This is a genomic window from Celeribacter sp. (assembly GCF_048259695.1).
Lineage (GTDB): Bacteria > Pseudomonadota > Alphaproteobacteria > Rhodobacterales > Rhodobacteraceae > Celeribacter.
In genome coordinates, this window is the sequence record NZ_JBLXHL010000012.1 from 1 (window position 1) to 20,438 (window position 20,438).

The following is a 20,438-nucleotide window of genomic DNA, read 5'->3' on the forward strand; positions in this document are numbered from 1 at the left end:
CCTCGTCCCGGACGACACAAACGGCGAGCGTGATCTCTTCATTGCCCGCTTCGAGGAGCAGCAGCTCGGAGGGCCCGTGCAATGGAGCAAGGCCGAGGGCGGCAATGGCCATTGGTATGAATTTGTCGAGGGGCCGCTGGCTTGGGCCGAGGCCCGGGCCGACGCCGAGGGTCGCAATCACCTTGGCCTGCCGGGCTACCTGGCGACGATCACCTCGGAGGAGGAGAATGCCTTCGTGCTGTCGATGACGCCGCCCAATGTCTGGGTTGGCGGGTCTGATGCGGCGCGCGAGGGGATCTGGAGCTGGACCGGCGGTCCCGAGGTGGGGCAGGTGTTCTGGAGCAGCTCCGGCGGCGCCACCGGCTACGTCGACTGGGGCGGGGACGAGCCGAACGACGCGGGGGGCGAGGACTACCTGCTGGCCCATGCGCTTTATCCGTCTGGCACCTGGGCCGACGCCGGGGTGCCGCCGAACCCCAACTCCCGCTTTGGCTACGTGGTCGAGTACAGCGCGCCGGGCCATAGCTTCGCCGAGATCGCGCCCGGCCGGACCGAGGCCGAAGCGCTCGGCATCGAAGGCGGCTTCGCGCCGTCGCACAATGTCTGGGCCTCGGGCGGGGCCTATCTGCAGGCCACGGGGTCCGGCGAGGCGATCGCCACCGGCAGGTTCTCGGGGCCCAAGGGTACCTACAGCCTGACGATCGGCTATTTCGACGAGACCGATGGCGCGAGCCGGATGCGCGTCCTCGTGAACGGCGTCCAGGTCGACGACTGGCTCTGGAACGGGACCTGCGGCGACGCCATCGTCACCGGGGCCGGCGCTGCCGAGCGCGTCATCGAGGACCTTGATCTATCCCCGGGCGACAGGATCGAACTGGTCGGCACGTCCAGCGGGGGCGAACCGCTGCGCACCGACTATCTTATCCTCACGGACAGGCTGCTCGATGTGGTCGGGAGCGAGGGTGCCGACCGGCTGAAGGGAAGCGATGCAGACGAACGGCTGCTGGGGTTCGGCGGCTCGGATCGGATCGAGGCGCTCGGCGGCGAAGACCTGATCTTCGCCGGTGCCGGGGCGGACACGGTCCGCGCCGGAGAGGGCGACGACACGATCTTCGGCGGGCCGGGGCTCGACGTGATCTATACCGGACCAGGGGCCGACGTGGTCGTGCTTTCCGATCTCAAGCATTTCGACAAGCTCTACGATTTCGAGGTCGGCGTGGACAGGTTGCGCGTTGAGATTGACGGCGTCGAGACCGATGATCTCTACGTCAGGAACTGGCGGCTGATGGCACGGAGCTGCGGCGAGGACGTTCTGCTCGCTTATATTCCCGATGCCTATACTGCGCGCGCCAGTGTCGCCGACCTGTTGCAGCCCGAGGTTCCCGCGGATGGCACAACGCTGCACCGCCTCGAGTTCGGCACCGACCAGAAGGGAGAGCTCTCGTTCCTGGAGGATGTCGACCGGTTCCGTTTTGAAGCTGAGGCCGGGAAGTTCTATGTCTTCACGATGACCGGTGATCCGGCGTCGGACCGGCCGATTGCCGCGCCGCGGCTCGATCTGCATTCGGCTGAGGGGGCGTTCCTTGGCAGCAGCAACGACAGCGGCGCGCCGGTGGCGCAATTGCCTTTCCTCGCGACGGCGAACGAACCGCTTTTTGTCGACGCCTATGATCTCTACGGCGGAGAGATTGGGGGCTACATCCTGTCGGTTGGTCTGGCCGAAGATCTCGACCGCATCGCCGGGGATGAAAGCACCGATGCGGTGCTGGGGGTGACCGCGGCAGTCGAGAGCGATCTTGGCTACCCCGGTGACATCGACTGGTTTCGCGCGGAGATGGCGCCGGGCTCGCTCTACCACGCGGAACTTTCCAGTGCGCCGGGAACGAACCCCTACCTGTCTTTTGTCGACGCATCGGGCGCGGTGCTCGCGCGCGGCTACGGCGGCACATTGGCCACGGTCTACTTTCGCGCCCCGGCTGAGACGCCGGTCTTCGTGCAGGTCGACGCGGATTCCGGCCACGAGGCTGGAACTGGAGTCGGCCCCTACCAGCTGACGCTCGCGCGCGCCGATGCGATCGACGCGATCCCCGAAGATGCTTCGACCTCGACCACGCTGGATGTGGGAGAGACCCTACGCAGCGATATCGCATATGCCGGGGACGAGGATTGGGTGCGTGTGTCGCTCGAGGCGGGGCGAAGCTACCAATTTGACCTGACCGGCGTCGCGGACCGGGACGACCCGCTGAGCTATCCGGAACTCGCGCTCTACGACAGCACCGGCAGGCTGCTTGCGGCGGACGAGGGCGACGCCGGGAACACCGCGCACCTGTCGTACATGGCCGAGGCGGATGCGCTGGTCTTTGCGGCGGCGCGCAGCGTCTATGCGTATTTCACCGGAGATTACGCGCTCGGGGTGTCGTGACCGGCAGCGGCGACGGGCTATCGGCTGGTCGCCGCGGGCTCCCTGCTGCAGGCCTGCCACGGGCCCGGCCGCGAAACACCCATACCGTGCAAGGGGCAGCCCTCGGCGATCGCCTGCAGGCGGTCAAGGAGGACGGCAGATCTTACAATCATGACAGCGGAATCGGCCGCTGCTCCTCAATAGCTTCCATGGCAAAGTAGGAGGTCACAGTCTCTAGTTCGACCTTCGAAATGAGTTGCTTGTAACATTCGTCGTAACTGGACATGTCACGCGTCACGATCTTCAGCAAGTAATCGTACTCGCCTCCAATGCGGAAGAAATCGACCACGTCCTTGATCGTCGAGACATGTTTGCGGAACTGGTCGAGCCAGCCTGCCGAGTGATGGCGCGTACGGATCATCACGAAGACAACCAGCCCGGCGCCGAGCCGTTCGCGGTCGAGAAGCACCGTGTAGTTGCGGATCACTCCAGCCGCTTCGAGCGCCTTGAGGCGCCGCCAGCAGGCGTTTTGCGACAGACCCACCCGATCAGCGAGTGCCCGCTGCGACTGCGAAGAGTCGCGCTGGAGTTCCTCCAATATGCGACAATCGATTTGATCGAGTTTGTGGTCCATATTTCGATCATACGAGCGAAAATTTCACCAGCAAAGGTAAAAATAGGTGGTGAGTTTCCAGATTTGTTGGTCAAGTATCACCCTACGTGTTCTGAGAGGTTGCGGGCGGCGCATGCTCCAGTACTCGGATCATGGGAGTGGTGGGAAATATCAGAAAAACAATGGCATAACCGGACGTTTGCAGTTGCTTTTCTTTCGCATAAATTCAAGGCGTTTGAGCTGGGGCTCTGGTCGACATTACCTTGGGCTTGGAGTTAGCTGCATGTCTGAAGTAAACCGAGAGACAAAGGGGCAGGGTCATAGCCGGAATGTCGTATGATATCTCCGAGGAAATGCACTTCGTTTGCTTGGCGTCTTCGGCTCGGTTCTATCTTTGGCAATCACATCGGAGCCCTTTGACATGATCGCGCGGAGTTCGCCACTTCGACTGCGGAACTTCCGCTATCTCTTCATCGCCCACATCCTGTCGCTGGTCGGAGTGGGGGTGATGACCGTTTCTCTCTCGCTCACCGCCTTCGAGGCCGGGGGCACGGAAGCTGGGGGCACCATTCTCGGCGGCATTCTCGCGCTCAAGATGATCTCCTATGTGCTGATCGCGCCGCTGGCCGAGACAGTGCTGTCGCGCCGGCCCCGCAGGGCGACGTTGGTGACCATCGACATCCTGCGCCTCGGCATCGTTGCCCTCATGGGGTTGGCTTTTTCGAGCTGGCAGATCGCGGTTTTGGCCTTTTTGTTCTTCGCAATCTCTTCCGGGTTCACGCCGCTCTTCCAGTCGGTGCTTCCGGACCTGCTCGAGGACGAGGACAGCTACTCCCGCGGTCTGGCGCTGTCGCGCATCGCCTACACGCTCGAATCGATCCTCAGTCCGGTCATCGCGGCTGCGGCGCTGAAGGTGCTGACTGCGGACGATCTATTCTTCCTCGCCTCGGGCTGCTTCCTCGGCTCGGCGGTCTTCCTCTTCACCACACGCTTCCCGGCGAGCCACGTTTCACACAAGGCGCCCTTCCTTGAGCGTGTCTCGAAGGGCCTGCGCATCTACGCGCTCACGCCGCGGTTGCGCGGGCTCTTTATGCTGAACTTCGCGCTGTCGTTGTCCATGGCCTGGGTGTTGGTCAACACGGTGGTCTTTGCCGGGGGGCGCCTTGGAGACGCCGAGCATTACTACACGCTGTTGATGACCTGCTATGGCGTCGGGGCTGCGATTGGCGCGATGACCGTGCCGCGGCTGGTGCGACGCCTCGATGAGCGCCGCTGCATGGCTGCGGGGGTCTTCCTTTTCGCCACGCTCGGGATCTTTCTGAGCCTCGTGTCGGCCCCGCCGGTGGCCGGGCTGATGTTGCTCTGGAGCGGTTTCGGGCTGGCTTCCTCGCTGGTGCTGACCCCGGGTGGGTTGGTGCTGGCGCGCTCGGCCCGGAGCGGCGACAGGCCGGCGGTCTTTGCCGCGCAGTTCTCGCTCAGTCACGCCGGCTGGTTGCTAGCCTACCCGGTCGCGGGCTGGCTCGGCGCTTCGATCGACCCGGCCCACGCGATGGGTATACTCTCGCTGGCGTCGATCGCCGTGACCCTGCTCGCGTTGCGCGTCTGGTCCGCCGCCGATCCGCTGGTCCGGGCGCACAGCCACCCCGACCTGCCTGCCGACCATCCGCATCTGCGCGACCATCCGGGGCAGGGCGCGGAGCAGGTCCACGCGCATGACTTCCACATCGACGAACTGCACCGACACTGGCCGCAGCGCGCCTGATTCACGACTTCCAGACGATAGGGACAGAACCATGACCGAACACGCCACCCCCGCCATCGACGGACAGGGCCTCGCCGCCCTCGAGGCGCGGCTGCAAGAGGACCTCGAGTTCCTCTGCTACCCGGGAAAATCCTGGGTGCCGGCCCGGGAGGTGCATGGCGAGAAGGTTCACGACGTGGTGATCATCGGCGCAGGCATGTGCGGCCTGGTCTCCTGGCTGGCGCTACGCATGGGGGGCATCGACAATGTGCGTGTGCTTGACCGCAGCCCGGCAGGGCTGGAAGGGCCGTGGCTGAACTATGCGCGCATGGTGACCTTGCGCTCGCCCAAGACGCTGACTGGCCCGGCCTTCGGGTTGGGGGCGCTGACCTTTCAGGCGTGGTTTCGCGCGCAGTTCGGTACCAAGGCTTGGGAGCAGCTCGACAAGATCCCGCGGCCGCAGTGGATGGAGTATCTGCGCTGGTATCGCAGGGCGCTGAACGTGCCGGTCGAGAACGAGGTCAGCGTCGACCGGGTCGAGCCCGAAGGCGACCTGCTGCGCCTGCACCTGAGCGGCGCACCCGAGAAATCCATCCTGACCCGCAAGCTGATCTCGGCGACCGGCCGCGACGGCACCGGCAAGCCCAATATCCCTGGCTTCATGGCGGGGCTGCCGCGAAAGCTGTGGGCGCACAGCGCCGACGACATCGATTTCAACGCACTCAAGGGAAAGAAAGTCGGGGTGATCGGCGTCGGCGCCTCTGCCGTCGACAACGCCGCCGAAGCACTGGAGCATGGCGCGGCCGAGGTCCGTCACCTGATCCGCCGTAAGGACATGCCGACGATCAACAAGATGATGGGCATCGGCTCCTACGGATTCACATGTGGCTATGCCGATCTGCCTGACGCGTGGCGCTGGCGCTTCATGCAGTACAGCTTCGCCACCCAGACCCCGCCGCCACATGGATCCACGGTGCGCGTGAGTCGCCATCCAAACGCGTATTTCCACTTCGGCAAGGCCACGGATTCTGTCGAGCAAGTGGGGGATCAGGTGCGGATCAACTTCTCCGACGGCAGCAGCTACACCGCGGAATTCCTGATCCTCGGCACCGGCTTCGTCACTGACCCCGAGATGCGCCGCGAGTTCGGCGAGGCGGCCAACGCGATACAGCTCTGGCAAGACGTCTACACGCCGCCGGAGGATGAAAAGAGCCCCGATCTCGGGCGCTTCCCCTATCTCAACCCGGATTTCACCTTCCGCGAGAAAGTGCCCGGCACCGCGCCTTGGCTCGGCAACGTCTATTGCTTCAACTACGGCGCCACCGCCAGCTTGGGCAAGGTCAGCGGCGACATCCCGGGCGTCTCGGAAGGCGCGGCGTGGCTGGCGCGCGAGCTCTGCGCGAAACTCTACGCCGAGGATGTGGCCAAGCACTGGCAGATCCTGCAGGATTACCAGACGCCGGAGCTGAACGGCGAGGAATGGACGCCCAGCGAGCTGCCGGGCGAAGACAAGACGACCAAAGGACTTGTGGCATGAGCGACCTCTCGACCCTGACCAGCACCGCCATGGGCGGTGTGACGGAAGGAGGGCCCGCCGCCGCCGCGGCAGAGCTGCGTGGCAACATCTTGGAAATGACCCAGACCGCCGAGGAGGCCGTGCTCGCGCCCGCAGACTGCGGCGCCTGGCCGGCCGACCTGCGCGCGGCGCTGGCCGCCCGTATCGCGCGGCTGAACAGACAGGAAGAGACCGCGCGGCGCTATGCCGCGCGCATGGCGGGCCAAGACTATGCCGCGCTGGCCGATCCCTCGGAGGACGGGGCCGTGATGGGACTGGCGCGGGTCGTCGCTTTCATGGATTCCGTTGCCATGCTGCCGCGCGACGTGACGGCCGAGGACATCTCGGCCCTGCTCTCCGCGGGGGTGTCCGATGCCGACATCGTTCGGCTCTGCGAACTCAACGCGTTTCTGGCCTACCAGCTGCGGCTGGTCGCGGGGCTCCAGCTGATGACGGGAGCGGGTGCATGAGCAAGGTCATCCACAAGTTCACCCGCAACGTGCCGCATTGGCAGCCGCGCGTGACGCCGGTCAAGCTCGAGGAGGCAACGCCCGAGCAGCTCGATGCGCTCCAGGTTACACCGTCAAACACAAAGGTCTCGGACTACGTGCTGACACTGGCGCATGACGTCGAGAGCCTGAAGGTGCGCTCGCCGCTGTTCAACGCGATCATGTACGACAAGCAGGGCCTGAGCCGCGCCGAGCGCGAGGTCGGCGCACTGGCCGCCTCGATGGTCAACCGCTGCATCTACTGCGCTGCCGTGCATGCTTCTCGCCACGCGCAGATCCTCAAAGACACAACGGTTACCGACGAGCTCTTCCTGAAGGGCGAGAAGGCCGATCTTGGCCCGCGCGACCGCGCCATCTTCGACTTTGCCCGCAAGCTCTCGGCGGCGCCCTCCGAAGCGACGCCCGAGGACATGGCGGCGCTGAGAGAGGTGGGGCTAGACGACGCGGAGATCCTCGATCTGATCCTGTCGACTGCGCTCTTCGGCTGGGCCAACCGGCTGATGCACATCCTGGGCGATCCGGTGCGCCAAGAGGTGGACGCATGAGCCTCTCTATCGGGATCGCAGGGGCGGGCAGCATCGCCTTCGGCACTGCCGCGGTGCTGGAAAGCCGCGGCCACAAGACCGCGCTCTGGTCTCCCTCGGGTCGTGGCACCGATGGGCTGGGGCAGGGGCTGACCGCCTCCGGCGCGCTGTCGGGGGTGTTCCAACCAGAGGTGGCGGACAGCGCCGAGGTGCTGGTCGCGGGCCGCGACGTGGTGCTGATCGCCGTGCCGGGCTACGGCCACAAGGCGGTGATGGACGCCATCGCGCCACACCTGTCCGAGGGCCAGCAGGTCATCGTCTCGTCGCATGCCTCCTTCGGCGCGGTCTACCTGTCCGAGCTGCTGGCCGCGCGTGGCCTGACGCTGCCGATCACGGCCTGGGGCACCACGGCGCTCACCGGGCGCCGCACCGGCGTTGCGGAGTGCAACGTCAACACCATCCGCGCCAAGATCGATATGTGCACTGTACCGGCCGACGCGCAGGCCCAGGCACTCCGGACCTGCCAGGCGCTGTTTGGCGATGTCTTCGTGCCGCGCGACGGGCTTCTGGCCATCGCCCTGTCGAACCTCAATCCGCAGAACCACATGGGCATCGCGCTCGGCAACATGACCCGCATGGAACATGGGGAGGTCTGGTCGCAGGCCGGCAACGTCACGCGCAACGTGGGGCGGTTGATGGAGGCGCTTGACGCTGAGCGTCTGGCCATCGCCGAGGCGCTGGGGCTGAGCGTGAAGACCATCTTTGAGCACTACCACCAGAGTTACCACGTGCCGGTCGCGTCTATCCACGAAATGAACGCTGCGCTGGTCGCGGCGGGCACCGGAGGGCAGGGCCCGGCCACCGCCGACAGCCGCTACATCACCGAGGACGTGCCCTACGGGCTGGTGCCGACGGTCGTGCTAGGCGACCTGATCGGCGTGCCGGCGGAGCTGCACCGCTCGGGGGTCAAGCTGTTCTCGGCCATGTATGGCCGAAACTTCGAACAGGAAAACGAGCTGTTGTCTGCCCTATCGCTGGGCGATCTGAGTCTTGACGAAATGCGGGAGCTGGCCCTGTCGGGGCGGCGTCCGGGCCCGGAGCAGCACCGGGCCAGCGCCGGCTGACGAGCTGGCGTGGCTACAAAGACGCTGGTCGACGGGCCGGCGCCGATCTCAACCAGACGGGCCTCAAAGACCCGCATTCCACCAACTAGGAGCGAACTCTCATGTCGAAACTGATCCTCAACCGCCGCCGATTCATGGGCACCGCGGCCGCCACAGCCGGCACGCTGGCCAGCCCGGTCTACCTACGCCGCGCCTACGCACAGGGCGGCGAGGTGAATATCTGGACCTACACCGACTTCATCCCCGAGGACTTCAAAAAACAGTTCGAGGACGAGACCGGCATCAAGGTGAACGTCCGCCTCGTTGATGACCAGGGCAAGCAGTTCAACCTCCTGGCCGCCGAGGCGCCGAACCCGACGGTGGACATCCTTACCGTCGCAGGCCATCGCTTCCTGCAATTCATTGCATCGGACCTGCTGGCACCGCTCGACACAGACCGGCTGAGCAACTGGGGCACGATCAACCCGATCTACTCGGAAAGCGACTGGTCGACGATCAACGGCAACAAGTGGGGTGCGCCGATCCTGTCGGGTATGGAGGTGCTCGCCTATAACACCGACATGGTGCCAGAAGAGGACGTGCAGTCCTGGGAGCCGTTCTTCTCGGACAAATACGCCGGCCAGACCGCCTATGTTCTGCAGGACATGATGTCGATCGTCATGCTGATGAAGGGCTACGACGGCAACATGGTCGAGTATCTCAACGACCCCGAGCGGGCCGCCGAGATCGTCGCCGAGGCGCGTGACTTCCTGATTGAAAAGAAGCCGCTGGCGCGCAAGTACTACGACGGCGGCGCCGAGGTGCAGCAGATGTTCGTCAACCAGGACATCACCATGGCCTGCGCCTGGAACGGCCCGATCGCCGCACTGATGGCCGAAGGCTTCCCGGTGTCGATGACCATCCCGAAAGAGGGCAGCTACGGCTTCGTCTATACCTACAACATTGCCAATAACGCGCCGAATGCGGACAATGCCTACACCTTCCTCAACGCCGTGTTGGCGTCGCCCGAGGTCGGGGCCGCGATGACCAAGGCGTCGGGTTTCATTTCGACATTCAAGGGCGCCGACCAGTATCTCACCGACGCCGAGAAGGCCGCGACATCCTTCACCGACGAGGAGCTGGCGGGCATGAAGTTCTTCCGCGCTGAGGCGAACGAGATGAAGTACGGCCTCGTCGACCCTGCCGTCGAAGCTATCAAGGCCGCCTGAGCACAAAGACCGGGGCTGCGGGGTCAAAACAGGGCCACGCAGCCCGACGCACGCGCTTCGTGCAGAGAGGAAACGCCATGACCAACAACGCCGTAGATGCTGGGGCACGCCGCTCCGCCGCGGCGGGAGACGCAGCCGACCGCCGCCCATTCTGGGGCCGGCTGGTCAACTGGGGGCCCTATCAGGCACTCGTCTCGCTGCTCTTCGCTTCGCCCCGCAGGCAGTTCGTGCTGCTGTCACTGATCCCGCTGATCTGGATCGTCACCCAGCACCTCGGGCCGATGCTTCAGATGCTGCAGGTCAGCCTGCTGGACGCCTATCCCATCGCACCGGGACAGGAAAACCACTACACGCTGGCCAATTACGCACGCTTCTTCCAAGAGAGCGTGTTCATGATGCCGTTCCTGCGGACGATCACCTATTCGGCGGTGCTGACGCTGGTGACTCTGATTATCACTTATCCGGTCGCCTATTACCTGGCCCGCTACGTCAAGCGCGAGAACCAGCTTGCGCTGCTTTTGCTGTTGCTGATCCCGTTCTGGACCGGCGAGATCGTGCGCACCTACGCGATCATGATCCTGCTTGGCAACAATGGCGCGATCAACCTCGCGCTCAAGACGCTGGGCCTTATCGACCGGCCGATCCCCTTTATGTACACCGGCTTCTCGGTCAGCGTCGGCCTGATCTATCTCACTGCGCTTTACATGCTCTTGCCGCTCTACTCGGCCTTGGAGAAGCTGCCGCGAAACCTGTCCGAGGCCGGCGCCGACCTCGGCGCGGGCGCCTGGACGCGGTTCCGGCGCATCACACTGCCGCTGTCGCTGGAAGGCATCGGCTCGGGCGCCACGCTCGTGTTCCTCATCTCCACCGGTTACTACGGCACACCTGTGCTTCTGGGTGGGCCCAACACCACGGTCTTTGCCGAGACCATCGCGGGCTTCTTCCACGTGGCCGGTGATCAGTGGCCCACGGGCGCGGCTTTCGCCGTCATCATGTTCTTCGCCGCGCTGGTGCTCACCGGGATCTTCGCCCGCCTTATTGCAGCGCTTCGCAAGGGAGACAGCAAATGACCCGCTCCGGACGCGTCTGGCTTTCCGTTTTCTTCTGGGCTTTCGTGGTCTACCTCTTCGTGCCGCTGCTGCTGATGATCCTGATGGGGTTCAAGGACAGCAAGTTCATCGGCTTCCCGATCAACAGCTGGACGCTCGACTGGTATCTCAGCGTGTTCGACGACGGCACGGTTCTGTCGAGCTTCGTCTATTCGCTGGTCATCGCGGTGGGCTCGACCGTGGTCTCGGTGGCCATGGGCACCTGGCTGGCGGTGCTGCTGAGCGGCCGAAAGTTCGTCGGCCGCTTCGCGGTATACGCGTTGACCATCCTACCGGCGCTGGTGCCCGGGATTATCTCGGCCATCGCTTTCCGCGTCTACGCGCGCCAGCTCGGCATCGAGCCCGGGGGCTTCGCAATCATGTGGTCGCACGCGGTGCACAACGTGCCTTTCGTGGCGCTGGTGGTGATGGCGCGGCTCTCGACCCTGCCGAAGAGCTTTGGCGAGGCGGCGCGTGATCTCGGCGCCGATCCCTTCGTCACCTTCACCCGGGTCACGCTGCCCTACCTGATGCCCGCCATCATCGGGGCGTCGATCTTCTGTCTGCTGCTGAGCTTCGACGATTTCGTCCGCTCGTTCTTCCTCGGCTCCTACGACCCGACTCTGCCAGTTCTGATCTTCGCCAAGCTGCGCTCGGGCATGTCGCCGGAAATCAACGCAATCTCTACCGTGGTGCTGATCCTGACCGCGGTCTTGGGGGTCTGGGCCGAGCGCTCCAGCCGCCGCATGAACAGGGAGCACTGACATGCTGTCCGAAAAGGAACCTATCGTCCGCCTCGAAGGCGTCTCCAAGGCCTATGGCAAGGCGCAGGCGCTGCACCCGTTGGACCTGTCGATCGCGCCGGGCGAGTTCGTCACCTTCCTCGGCCCGTCAGGCTGCGGCAAGTCGACCACGTTGCGCATCCTCGGCGGGTTCGAGAAGACCGACACCGGGCGGATCATCCTCGAGGGACAGGATGTCACCGCGCAACCGCCGGAAAAGCGCAAGGTCAACATGGTGTTCCAGGACTATGCGCTTTTCCCGCATATGACCGTGGCGCAGAACATCTCCTTCGGACTAGAGCTGAAAGGGCTGAGCAAGGCCGAGATCAAGCGGCGGCTCGACGAGGTGATGAGCTTCCTGGAACTCGGGCCCTTCGCGAGCCGCTACGCATCGCAGCTCTCGGGCGGACAGCGCCAGCGGGTGGCACTGGCGCGGGCGCTTGCGCCCGATCCCGCATTGTTGCTGCTCGACGAGCCTCTCGGCGCGCTCGACGCGAAGCTGCGAACGCAGGTTCAAATGGAGCTCAAGTCGATCCAGCGTCGCACCGACAAGACCTTCCTCTTCGTGACCCACGATCAGGATGAGGCCCTCACCATGTCCGATCGCATCGTGGTGATGAACGGAGGCCGCATTGAGCAAGATGGCACGCCCGAAGACCTTTATTTCCGCCCTGAGACGCGTTTCGTGGCGGAGTTCATCGGGGCGACCAATCTGCTCGATGGCACCGTGCGCGGAGTGGACAATGCCTCCAAGGAGATCGTGGTCGACTGGCGCGGAATCGAGTTGAGGGGCCGGGCGCCGGCAGAGGTGCCCGGCACGGGGCAGGAGGTCAGTGCCTCGCTTCGGCTCGAGAAGATTCGGCTGGCGGCCGAAAAGCCCCTCACCGGAAACGCGGTCATGGGGAGGATCGTTGACCGGACCTTCCTCGGCAGCCGCGTGGCTGTCGACATATTGGTAGAAGAGGCCGGTGCCGCACGGCTTCGCGCCTATACCGACACCGACACGACGATGAAACTGGGCGATTCCATGGTCTGGCTGGGCTGGGACAGCGCAAGCCTCTCGGTTCTTCGTCAGTGACCCCGACCTGCTTGTAAATATGCGTGGCCCGGTCTTTGTGCCGGGCCACTGCATTCATGCGAGGCAGCCGCGTCGGTGCTGACGAGGGCAGCCTCGATCGCTGCCGCCCACGGTATCGGAACAGCCTTCTTAGAAAGAAGCGGTCCCTCGCTCAGGCAAGGAGCGCTCGGCGTATGCACGTCCTGTCTTTCGCTAGGATCAAGATCACCGCTGACCCGCGCAGGGATCGGTCATTTTGATCGTTGTCGGCTTGGTGCGTGATGCGCCACCAGGATCGTTCCGCGGCCAAGCGCCATGAACCAGTGCGGGCAAAGCCTGTTTGTCTTGGGGTGTCACAAAGCGACGGTTCAACCGAATCTTTTCCGGTGAGCAATGTCACATATTAATTGCTGAATTAATTGCTGCGGTTCAAATTCATCAATTTCATTGCAGGTCGCGGCCGTGGCAACAACCGCCCAAGGAGTCACGCGCTTCGTTCCGCAAAATTTGTTTTCTTTGCGGAAATTCTGCCAGGGAGGACCGGGATCGAATGGCTCGGAGGCTTGCAGGGCTTCGACTATACCACCAATCCGCGCGCGCCCGGGGCCCTTAAGTCCAAGCGTCGTATGGCGTTTCTTCTGATGGCGGTGTCTTCGATGGGCAAATAGGGCTTTGTGACCTGACGCTTGGTTATATGGATGCGACCTTTGGGGTCTCCTTCCTGCAGCTGCTTCTGAACGGCGAGAAGATCGCCGCCTTCAACTGGGACTCGGACCAGGGCGCCGGGCTCGCGAGCCGCGCGTGCCATACGGAATTCACCTTGGAATGGTTGGTTCTCTCGGGCGATGACGTGATCGAACTGGCTGGCCAGGGCGAGGGCGGTGCGCCGCTGCGGGTAGACTATCCCGAGTTGACCCCCATGAGCCTGCCGGGTGCTACCGATATCTGGTTTGAGGCGGTCAATCCAGACGGTGTCGGCAATCGGGTGATGATCGGGCGCAACGACGGGACCAGTCGTTGCGCGGTAGCAGATCCCGGCGTCCGTTCGGACGGTCGATCGGCGCTGGCCACCGACGCGGACGGAGATGGCGACGACGATTTCGTCGAGTTTCGCGGCCTGCAGTCGCTCGATGGCATCGTCGAGATCCCTCCTCAGGACGTCGACTCAGGTCCCGTCGAATTCGAATTTTCCTTCCCCATCCATGAGAACATCGGCGGTGGGCAGTTCCTCATCGCTGAGAGGTACGACCTTCAAATCGGACTTCCGCTGCAGAGATTTATCTTCGAGAATGACTCTCTCTCCCTCGCAGAGGATCTGCTGGATATCCGGGACGCAGCGAACGCGGATGGCGATGGTGACATCGATCTATTCGCGACGAGCTACATCTCCGAGCCCTTGCTCATCTTCGAGAATGGTGGCGCGGGGCGTTTCCAGGTCATGGCACGTAGCGACACCTCGCCTCTCGGCGCCGAAAGCACCGAGGCCTTGTTCGGGGAATTTACAGGGGACGAAACGTTGGACGCGATCGTTGCGACTGATGGCACCGACTCTCCGGGTCTGTAGCGCTGGAACGATGGTGGCAGCGGGCACACTATGGCGGCAAGATCGTAGCCCTTTTCTTCGGCCGAATACTTTTGGGGGGCGCAGATCCATCGGGGCCATTTCGGAAGACAGGACTCGTTGCTCTTGAGCTGAATGAACTCCTGTTCTGGGTGGTGACGCCCGAAAAGTGTGGATCCCGCATGGGCGCCACGATTCCGCCCGGTCCGTCGCGTCGATCCGACGTGCTGGTCCGTGTGTCGTTGGCGCGCTTCGCTCAATGAGCGGAGGCCAGCGATGCTGCGCTGGCGATACTTCGCGGAGACCTCTCGAAGCCGCCTCGAGGCTTCCCGGCGGTGGATAGCGCGAAGGTGCGCGTCATCGTCTGAACAGCAACTTGCTGTGCTCTGGAACGCAATCGACCGATCGAGGAGGATGCTGCATGAGCAAGCATTCCACTTAGGTGTCTGTTACCACTGTCTTTCTGGGAAAAAGTGGTGCCCGGGGGCGGAATCGAACCACCGACACGAGGATTTTCAATCCTGATTTTTTCTTTAATATATCGATAGTTAGTAGTTTCTTCGGCGTCAAACCCAGTTCGGCACATCAAGCACTTAAGAGGGATTTGTCAAACCCAGCAGAGGCGCCGTGCGGGCATAGAAAAACCGTTGAGGGGGCGGCCACCCACCTCAACGGCTTGGAAAACATCTTCATTCCGATTGAATACCAGACAAGCTCCATGATCGCAATCGGGGGGGCATCGCATGTCTGAGGTTCTTCCATTCCGTGACATCAAGCTGCAATACCTCTTGGAGATGGTCACCGACCACGATCTCGACGACAATGCTCTGCGAGTGGCCATCTACCTAGCACTGGCTCACGCTGACCACGAGACCGGCGAAAGTTACCCGTCCTTCGAGACAATCGGTGCTGCAATTGGCAAACACGCCAAGTCGGTCAAGCGCGCGCTGAGCAAGGTCGAAGCTGCGAGCTACCTGATCATCGAGCGCGGAACTAACAGAGGACGGTCATCGCGCTACCGCCCCACAGATTCGGCTCTGCGACGAGCTGCGCAACGACGCCGGGAGGACAATCGCTGTCGTTCGACAGACAAAAAGATCGTGCCTTTCTCGCGCGCCAAAGGGGGGCGACCTTGTCCACAAAGCGGGACAACCTTGTCCAAGAAAGGAGGACAAGATTGCCCCCCGAACAAAGAACAAGAACTTAGAAAAGAACTGGCGCGCGCGCCCGCGCTGGATGTGTCGGATGATGGACAATCCAGTGACACCCGCCACGGCAGTCCCCGACTGATCTTTGTCCCGAGAAGCATATGCTTTGTCAGAGATTGGGATGATCGGTTGTCTCGCGAGGGGATGACCTCTCTTGAGCGCAGCCTTCCGCTTTCACCACATGAGCATCATCTTGGCTTTTGGCTTCCGGACCGGACACCGGCCCCAGAGGGCAGCCCTGCGTGGAAAGAGCAACTTCGTCTATTGCGCGAACTGATCCGCGAAAAGTCAGACGATAAGGCGCATCGTCATGCAGTCTGAGCAAGGAGCAAGGCGACCCATGTCATACGCTGACGCTTCTGACACGGGACCTTGCGAGGGGGGGCAAGCCTCCCCTTCGAACCCCACCGGCGCGGCCCTAGGCCGCGCAAAGGAGCCGCGCACGGAAACCTTCGTTTTCCGATGCACGGCGCAAGAGAAGGCCACGCTCCGAGCGAAAGCCGAAGCGGCGGGTTTGTCTGCCGCCGAGCTTCTGCGTGAGGCCCTGTGGGCCACGCAGTCTCGGCGGCGCAAACCCGCGCCCCGCATTGACCCTTCTCTCGTTCTGGCCGTGGCGCGCTACGGCGGAAACCTCAATCAGATCGCGCGTTGGCTGAACACGGCGACCCGCGCGGGCCGGTCCAGCGAGGTCGAAGCCCTGCGCGTGGCGGCGGCGTTGGTGAGCATCGAGCGGCGGTTGGTGGAAATCCTTGCACAGCATCGGAGGCCGCCCGGATGCTGATCAAGTTCTTCCCCAACGGCAAAGGCGGCGGTGCTGGGCCGGTCGAATACCTGACCGCCCGCACCGTGCTTGCCTATGACAATAATCGCGACCTTATCCGAGATGCAGCGGGCCAGCCCATGACCGTAGTCCGCGAACCGCTGCCGGAGGTCATGCGCGGCGATCCCCAGGGCATGATCGACCTGATCGATGCCTGCCCGCATAAGTGGGCCTATCGCGCCGGTGTCGTGAGCTTCGCCTACGAGGATGCCCCCTCCGAAGACCAGCAGCAGAAGGTCATCGACCGCTTCGAAGAGATCGCCTTCGCCGGCCTCGATGCCGACCGCTATGCCTGCCTTTGGGTGCGCCACACACACGAGGATCGCGTCGAGCTGCATTTCTGCACGCCGCGCATGGAGCTGCACAGCGGGCGCAGCCTCAACATTGCCCCGCCCGGCTATGAGCGCGCCTTCGACAGTCTGCGCGACTTGATGAACCGAACCCATGGGTGGGCCGACCCTCTGGATGCAGCACGTGGGCTCGACTTCAAAGAAGTCAGGGAGTCAGCAGAGCGGAAGCAAGCCCGCTCAGAAATCCATGATTGGCTACGTGATCATATCTCGGTCGGGCTCATCACGGATCGCGCGACCTTGATCACCGCGTTTCAGGACGCGGGGTACGAGGTGAACCGGCAGCGAGACGACTCTGTCTCGGTCGTCGATCCGATCTCAAAAGAAAAATTCAGACTAAAAGGGACGTGTTTTCATGAAAACTGGAGAGCCGAAGCAACGGCTGAGCGAAAGGCTGAACGCGGACATGGAGCGGATCAGGGCAGAGAACGCCGCCTCGATCGACACACAGTTGCAGAGCTTCAGGACCGATTTGAAGGGCATTGCCGAAAACGCGCTGGCTACAATCAAGACCGATACGGAAGGCTACCTGCTGCGCGTGAGGAAACACCTCATGAGGCAGAGCGCGAACGCAGCGCGTCCGGAGTGGAAAGCCTTGATGTGGCCGACATTGGTAGCTTGCTGCCTGATGATCAGCACTGGGATTTCGACGTGGTCGGTCATGACCTGGCTGATGCCGAATTTGAACACGATGGGTCTGCGAGTGATCGACCGTCCCGAAGCGACATATCTGATCCCACGCGATGGCCGGGCGACGCTGGACCGGTGCCAATTGGCGGGGGAGCCGGTGGACTGCCTCGTTCTGCCGAAGGAGTGAGCGATGCATGGTCTGACAGCGTTAGAGCGCGAATTGCTGAGCTGCGTCGAGCGGTTGACGGAAGCCTCGAAGGAATCCGCGCAGGAGTTGACAACCTACGGCGAGGAGACACGGACGGAGCTGGCTGGGTTACGCAGCTCCGTGATCGCGTTGCTCAGATCACAGCTCTCCTTGGCCGCAGCATTGAGCGTCTGGATGCCGGATTCCGCGCAGCTCAACGACAGCATGGAACAGGCGCAGAGAGCGAAGAAGCACCTCGAGACGCGCTGAGCGAAGATAGGGAGGATACCCATGCGCTCCGACACTAAACCGCGCTTCCCGGTGAACCCATGGTTGGCATGGCGTCCAGGCAGTGATCGCGCGTTCGACGCCCTGGAACGTATCGGGGTGCTTATCCGCAGCGGGACGAGCTGGGACGACAGCTATGCGTTTGAGCTAGGCGCACAGGCCCGTCGCTACGCAAACCAATGCCCGAAAGGATTTCGTCACGGGCTGGAAATCGTGCTCAGCGAACACGGCAATCTCGCCGCGATCCAGGGCTGGCTTAGCGCGGCGCCGAACCGCGACTTCACGCACATCGACCAATCACCTCGAAGCGCCAACTGACCGGAGGATACTGAAATGAAATTGCTTACCACGCCTATTCTGATCGCCTTAGCTGGTCCCCTCTGCGCAGACACGGCCACGCCTTCAGTTTCTGTCAGCCCGACACAAGTAGATCGCTATGGCTGCGCGGTTCGACAGCGCCCGGACGAACTGACCTACAACGGATTCCGTGATGCATGGCGTAATACCGCTGCGAACGACCTCTATAGCCTGCGACGACACCAGGCTGCGCTAGACGCGGGGTCATGTGCCTGCGATGCACTCTGGCCTGACTGGTCCGGCATAGAAGAGGAGTTCGAGGCGCTCGGCTTTACTGATCCGCAGGCGACGGACAGCGCTCATGTCACCTGGGCAACCGCAGAATACTTCCCTGTCATTTCGGCTCTCCGCGCGGCGCTGCGCGAGCAATGTCAGGAGAGAGGGTGATGGGGATCGTTACATTCATCGTGGAGGCAGCCGACAAGGGTCTTGATACCGTCGCGACTTCGCAGTTTGCCGCCGTAGCAGAGATTTCCGGCACGATCATAATGGGGGCCGCGACCGTTGCGATCATCGCGCTCTTCATCAACATGGCATGGCAAATCCGGCCCATGGATGGTCGAGAAATGCTGGTGCTGCTCTTCAAAATCAGTCTAATCGAGGCGTTCGCGCTGAACTGGGCCAACTTCAACTTCGTCAGCGGGCACCTGATTGACGGATTGGACGAACTTGCCGGTAGCCTCGTTGGGTCAGCCACCGGCGAGGAAGCCGTTGGGTCGGCCTACTTCGCAGCGCGGTTTGATCTTCAGATGGACCGCTTAGCTGAATACGGCAATGAAGCCGCTTCGCATATGTCTAGGGTCAGCAAGGCACTGATGGGCGTGTTTTTTATGGCGCTAATCGCCTTGGTAGGAGGATTGGCTGGAGCAGTCTTGGTTCTGGCTAAGATGATGATCACGCTGCTGATCGGCTTGGCCCCGGTGATGATCCTCTGTTCGATGTTCGACGTGACCAAAGATTATTTCCATCGCTGGGTGTCATCTTTGGCGAGCTTCGCTCTCTATCCGGTTGTAATCGCGGGGGTGTTCTCGATGGTCTTCGGTCTGGTGACGCTTTTGGTCAACGATCTCGGCACAGTAGATACCGCGGACAAGGCGGGTAAGATGGTACCGTTCCTCGGTGTGGTGATACTGTCCCTAGTTATGATCGTCGCCATTCCTTTCGTCGTGCCCATGGTCTCTGGAAACCTTCAAGCCGGCTGGGCAGCGGCAGTCATCGGTGGCAACATCAAGAAAGGGCTCCCTCTAAGGACGTCCCCAGGACTAAGCGGCCCGAACACTCACGGGTCGCGGCCTGTATCGATCAAACAAAACACTTCTTCGGAGCACTTGCAGGGCTCTTCGCCGCAGAGTGGTGCGGCGCCCTCTCCTAGTACAGGGGCGAAAATGCAACGCATGATGGAGCGCTCCGAGCGTCTGAGGAAATGATCGTCACATTAGTAAGTTTTCCGTATTCCTTCTGACGATCCGATCGCCAGCGTGGTATGTGCCCTAGGCAATGCCCTTGGGCACACAAGTAATGGCCTTCATCTTCCACGAAATATCCGCAGAGGGAGCGCCCGAAGGCGTCGGGTGCTGGCGGCCCCCGTACTTGACACCCTTAGGAGCCATGCAATGCTCTCCCAAATGACAAGCTTCGCCTGCTACCAGAAGCGTAACTTAGTTTTGCTCCAGGATCGCACCGTGCAGCCCCGGGTCGCCGGAGATGGACCGGATACGCTGGTAGCGAAAACCGCAAACTCGTAGGCTGATCACTATGTCGCCGCTAGAGCTTGACCAAGACCTCGATGAACTGCTGCAGCGCTTCTTGGAGCTCTCAGGTGAGGCAAGCAAGTGTTCAGCCATCCGAGCCGCGCTGCTGAGCTGTATGGCGCGTGTCGGGTCACCGGAAGGCGAAGCGTCTGAACTGCCAGATGGTGATCCTGGGACAGATCAAGAAAGAGAAACGTTGCAGACCAGCAGCGGACGCTTGTCCACCGAGGGATTTTGGGCGGCCCTAAACGCCAAAAGTGGAGTGGTTCAACATCTCCCCACTCATCCTGACCAACAGGCGTTGAATGAGTGGTTTCTGTTCGGACCGAAAAACGCGCGCATCGAGCAGTTGGTGAGGAAGCTGGCCCTTGAACACGGTTACAGAGTTAATGCGGTTGAGAACTTAGTGGTTCATGCCCTCGAAGATGCGCTTGCACGAGCTGAAGGTGTTGTGCTTCCGAGCGACGACCGATGACCCCTCAGAGTTGCAACTCCGTTGCCAAGAGGCTGGTCAGGTCGTTCCATCCTAGAACGTCCTCGTCATAGACACGCCTATGGCGCGGGCCACAGGAACTTCTGCGCTCAAAACTGCTTCACCTCAGCAGCTCGACGGAGCGCTACAATTTGTTGCGGTTCGTCCTCTCACCCTCTACAACTTGACGAAAATCGCGCCAGCGTCGCGAA

Annotated in this window: 18 protein-coding genes and 1 pseudogene; 18 read left to right on the forward strand and 1 reads right to left on the reverse strand. The window is 62.4% G+C overall.

Features of this window, described 5'->3' with window-relative positions:
• Window positions 1-2,422: pseudogene (locus ACN0Q0_RS15260) on the forward strand (hypothetical protein); the annotation flags it as partial.
• 148 nt (window positions 2,423-2,570) lie between these two features.
• Here the strand turns inward: ACN0Q0_RS15260 and ACN0Q0_RS15265 are convergent.
• A complete protein-coding gene (locus ACN0Q0_RS15265; RefSeq protein ID WP_164190368.1) occupies window positions 2,571-3,035 on the reverse strand; it encodes an Lrp/AsnC family transcriptional regulator in 465 nt (154 codons plus the stop codon).
• A gap of 400 nt (window positions 3,036-3,435) precedes the next feature.
• On the opposite strand from ACN0Q0_RS15265, the gene ACN0Q0_RS15270 reads away from it, so the two are divergent.
• The 17 genes from ACN0Q0_RS15270 (at window position 3,436) to ACN0Q0_RS15350 (ending at window position 20,229) form a co-directional block, all read left to right on the forward strand.
• Window positions 3,436-4,776, forward strand: a complete 1,341-nt coding sequence (locus ACN0Q0_RS15270) for an MFS transporter (protein ID WP_417244248.1) — start codon at window positions 3,436-3,438, stop codon at window positions 4,774-4,776.
• Between the two features lie 31 nt (window positions 4,777-4,807).
• A complete protein-coding gene (locus ACN0Q0_RS15275) occupies window positions 4,808-6,292 on the forward strand; it encodes an NAD(P)/FAD-dependent oxidoreductase (protein WP_343503543.1) in 1,485 nt (494 codons plus the stop codon).
• The gene (locus ACN0Q0_RS15280; RefSeq protein ID WP_343503544.1) at window positions 6,289-6,780 is read left to right on the forward strand and encodes a hypothetical protein; all 492 of its coding nucleotides are present in this window, start codon (window positions 6,289-6,291) and stop codon (window positions 6,778-6,780) included. The genes ACN0Q0_RS15275 and ACN0Q0_RS15280 overlap by 4 nt, the downstream gene beginning before the upstream one ends.
• Window positions 6,777-7,364: a peroxidase-related enzyme gene (locus ACN0Q0_RS15285; RefSeq protein ID WP_343503545.1), complete on the forward strand. Its 588-nt coding sequence runs from the start codon at window positions 6,777-6,779 to the stop codon at window positions 7,362-7,364. Before ACN0Q0_RS15280 ends, ACN0Q0_RS15285 begins: the two co-directional genes overlap by 4 nt.
• Window positions 7,361-8,467, forward strand: coding sequence for an NAD/NADP-dependent octopine/nopaline dehydrogenase family protein (locus ACN0Q0_RS15290; protein ID WP_108964789.1), 1,107 nt, complete (start codon window positions 7,361-7,363; stop codon window positions 8,465-8,467). Before ACN0Q0_RS15285 ends, ACN0Q0_RS15290 begins: the two co-directional genes overlap by 4 nt.
• 101 nt (window positions 8,468-8,568) lie before the next feature.
• Window positions 8,569-9,675, forward strand: a complete 1,107-nt coding sequence (locus ACN0Q0_RS15295) for an ABC transporter substrate-binding protein (RefSeq protein ID WP_164190380.1) — start codon at window positions 8,569-8,571, stop codon at window positions 9,673-9,675.
• Window positions 9,676-9,752: 77 nt separating this feature from the next.
• A complete protein-coding gene (locus ACN0Q0_RS15300; RefSeq protein WP_164190382.1) occupies window positions 9,753-10,745 on the forward strand; it encodes an ABC transporter permease in 993 nt (330 codons plus the stop codon).
• Window positions 10,742-11,527 carry an ABC transporter permease gene (locus ACN0Q0_RS15305; protein ID WP_343503546.1) on the forward strand — a complete coding sequence of 262 codons (786 nt, stop codon included), beginning with the start codon at window positions 10,742-10,744 and terminating at the stop codon, window positions 11,525-11,527. Before ACN0Q0_RS15300 ends, ACN0Q0_RS15305 begins: the two co-directional genes overlap by 4 nt.
• Before the next feature lies 1 nt (window position 11,528).
• The gene (locus ACN0Q0_RS15310; protein ID WP_108964793.1) at window positions 11,529-12,623 is read left to right on the forward strand and encodes an ABC transporter ATP-binding protein; all 1,095 of its coding nucleotides are present in this window, start codon (window positions 11,529-11,531) and stop codon (window positions 12,621-12,623) included.
• A 673-nt stretch (window positions 12,624-13,296) separates the two neighbouring features.
• Complete coding sequence (locus ACN0Q0_RS15315) at window positions 13,297-14,166, forward strand: hypothetical protein (RefSeq protein WP_343503547.1); 870 nt, start codon at window positions 13,297-13,299, stop codon at window positions 14,164-14,166.
• Window positions 14,167-14,906: 740 nt separating this feature from the next.
• Window positions 14,907-15,692 carry a helix-turn-helix domain-containing protein gene (locus ACN0Q0_RS15320; protein WP_343503548.1) on the forward strand — a complete coding sequence of 262 codons (786 nt, stop codon included), beginning with the start codon at window positions 14,907-14,909 and terminating at the stop codon, window positions 15,690-15,692.
• 19 nt (window positions 15,693-15,711) lie between these two features.
• Window positions 15,712-16,152, forward strand: coding sequence for a plasmid mobilization protein (locus ACN0Q0_RS15325; RefSeq protein ID WP_343503550.1), 441 nt, complete (start codon window positions 15,712-15,714; stop codon window positions 16,150-16,152).
• On the forward strand, window positions 16,146-17,666 hold the full coding sequence (locus ACN0Q0_RS15330; protein ID WP_343503551.1) for a relaxase/mobilization nuclease domain-containing protein: 1,521 nt from the start codon (window positions 16,146-16,148) through the stop codon (window positions 17,664-17,666). The genes ACN0Q0_RS15325 and ACN0Q0_RS15330 overlap by 7 nt, the downstream gene beginning before the upstream one ends.
• Window positions 17,650-17,964: a hypothetical protein gene (locus ACN0Q0_RS15335; protein WP_343503552.1), complete on the forward strand. Its 315-nt coding sequence runs from the start codon at window positions 17,650-17,652 to the stop codon at window positions 17,962-17,964. The genes ACN0Q0_RS15330 and ACN0Q0_RS15335 overlap by 17 nt, the downstream gene beginning before the upstream one ends.
• Before the next feature lie 15 nt (window positions 17,965-17,979).
• Window positions 17,980-18,390 (forward strand): hypothetical protein, encoded by a 411-nt coding sequence (locus ACN0Q0_RS15340; RefSeq protein ID WP_343503553.1) that lies wholly within the window; start codon window positions 17,980-17,982, stop codon window positions 18,388-18,390.
• Window positions 18,390-19,430, forward strand: a complete 1,041-nt coding sequence (locus ACN0Q0_RS15345; RefSeq protein ID WP_343503554.1) for a type IV secretion system protein — start codon at window positions 18,390-18,392, stop codon at window positions 19,428-19,430. Before ACN0Q0_RS15340 ends, ACN0Q0_RS15345 begins: the two co-directional genes overlap by 1 nt.
• A gap of 328 nt (window positions 19,431-19,758) precedes the next feature.
• Entirely contained in the window at window positions 19,759-20,229 is a 471-nt protein-coding gene (locus tag ACN0Q0_RS15350; protein WP_343503555.1) for a hypothetical protein, read from the forward strand.
• Window positions 20,230-20,438: the final 209 nt, after the last annotated feature.

Coding starts and splice junctions, on each gene's coding strand:
- ACN0Q0_RS15265 (WP_164190368.1), bottom strand. CDS start 3,035: ATGGACCACAAACTCGATCAAATCGATTGTCGCATATTGGAGGAACTC.
- ACN0Q0_RS15270 (WP_417244248.1), top strand. CDS start 3,436: ATGATCGCGCGGAGTTCGCCACTTCGACTGCGGAACTTCCGCTATCTC.
- ACN0Q0_RS15275 (WP_343503543.1), top strand. CDS start 4,808: ATGACCGAACACGCCACCCCCGCCATCGACGGACAGGGCCTCGCCGCC.
- ACN0Q0_RS15280 (WP_343503544.1), top strand. CDS start 6,289: ATGAGCGACCTCTCGACCCTGACCAGCACCGCCATGGGCGGTGTGACG.
- ACN0Q0_RS15285 (WP_343503545.1), top strand. CDS start 6,777: ATGAGCAAGGTCATCCACAAGTTCACCCGCAACGTGCCGCATTGGCAG.
- ACN0Q0_RS15290 (WP_108964789.1), top strand. CDS start 7,361: ATGAGCCTCTCTATCGGGATCGCAGGGGCGGGCAGCATCGCCTTCGGC.
- ACN0Q0_RS15295 (WP_164190380.1), top strand. CDS start 8,569: ATGTCGAAACTGATCCTCAACCGCCGCCGATTCATGGGCACCGCGGCC.
- ACN0Q0_RS15300 (WP_164190382.1), top strand. CDS start 9,753: ATGACCAACAACGCCGTAGATGCTGGGGCACGCCGCTCCGCCGCGGCG.
- ACN0Q0_RS15305 (WP_343503546.1), top strand. CDS start 10,742: ATGACCCGCTCCGGACGCGTCTGGCTTTCCGTTTTCTTCTGGGCTTTC.
- ACN0Q0_RS15310 (WP_108964793.1), top strand. CDS start 11,529: ATGCTGTCCGAAAAGGAACCTATCGTCCGCCTCGAAGGCGTCTCCAAG.
- ACN0Q0_RS15315 (WP_343503547.1), top strand. CDS start 13,297: ATGGATGCGACCTTTGGGGTCTCCTTCCTGCAGCTGCTTCTGAACGGC.
- ACN0Q0_RS15320 (WP_343503548.1), top strand. CDS start 14,907: ATGTCTGAGGTTCTTCCATTCCGTGACATCAAGCTGCAATACCTCTTG.
- ACN0Q0_RS15325 (WP_343503550.1), top strand. CDS start 15,712: ATGTCATACGCTGACGCTTCTGACACGGGACCTTGCGAGGGGGGGCAA.
- ACN0Q0_RS15330 (WP_343503551.1), top strand. CDS start 16,146: ATGCTGATCAAGTTCTTCCCCAACGGCAAAGGCGGCGGTGCTGGGCCG.
- ACN0Q0_RS15335 (WP_343503552.1), top strand. CDS start 17,650: ATGCGCTCCGACACTAAACCGCGCTTCCCGGTGAACCCATGGTTGGCA.
- ACN0Q0_RS15340 (WP_343503553.1), top strand. CDS start 17,980: ATGAAATTGCTTACCACGCCTATTCTGATCGCCTTAGCTGGTCCCCTC.
- ACN0Q0_RS15345 (WP_343503554.1), top strand. CDS start 18,390: ATGGGGATCGTTACATTCATCGTGGAGGCAGCCGACAAGGGTCTTGAT.
- ACN0Q0_RS15350 (WP_343503555.1), top strand. CDS start 19,759: ATGTCGCCGCTAGAGCTTGACCAAGACCTCGATGAACTGCTGCAGCGC.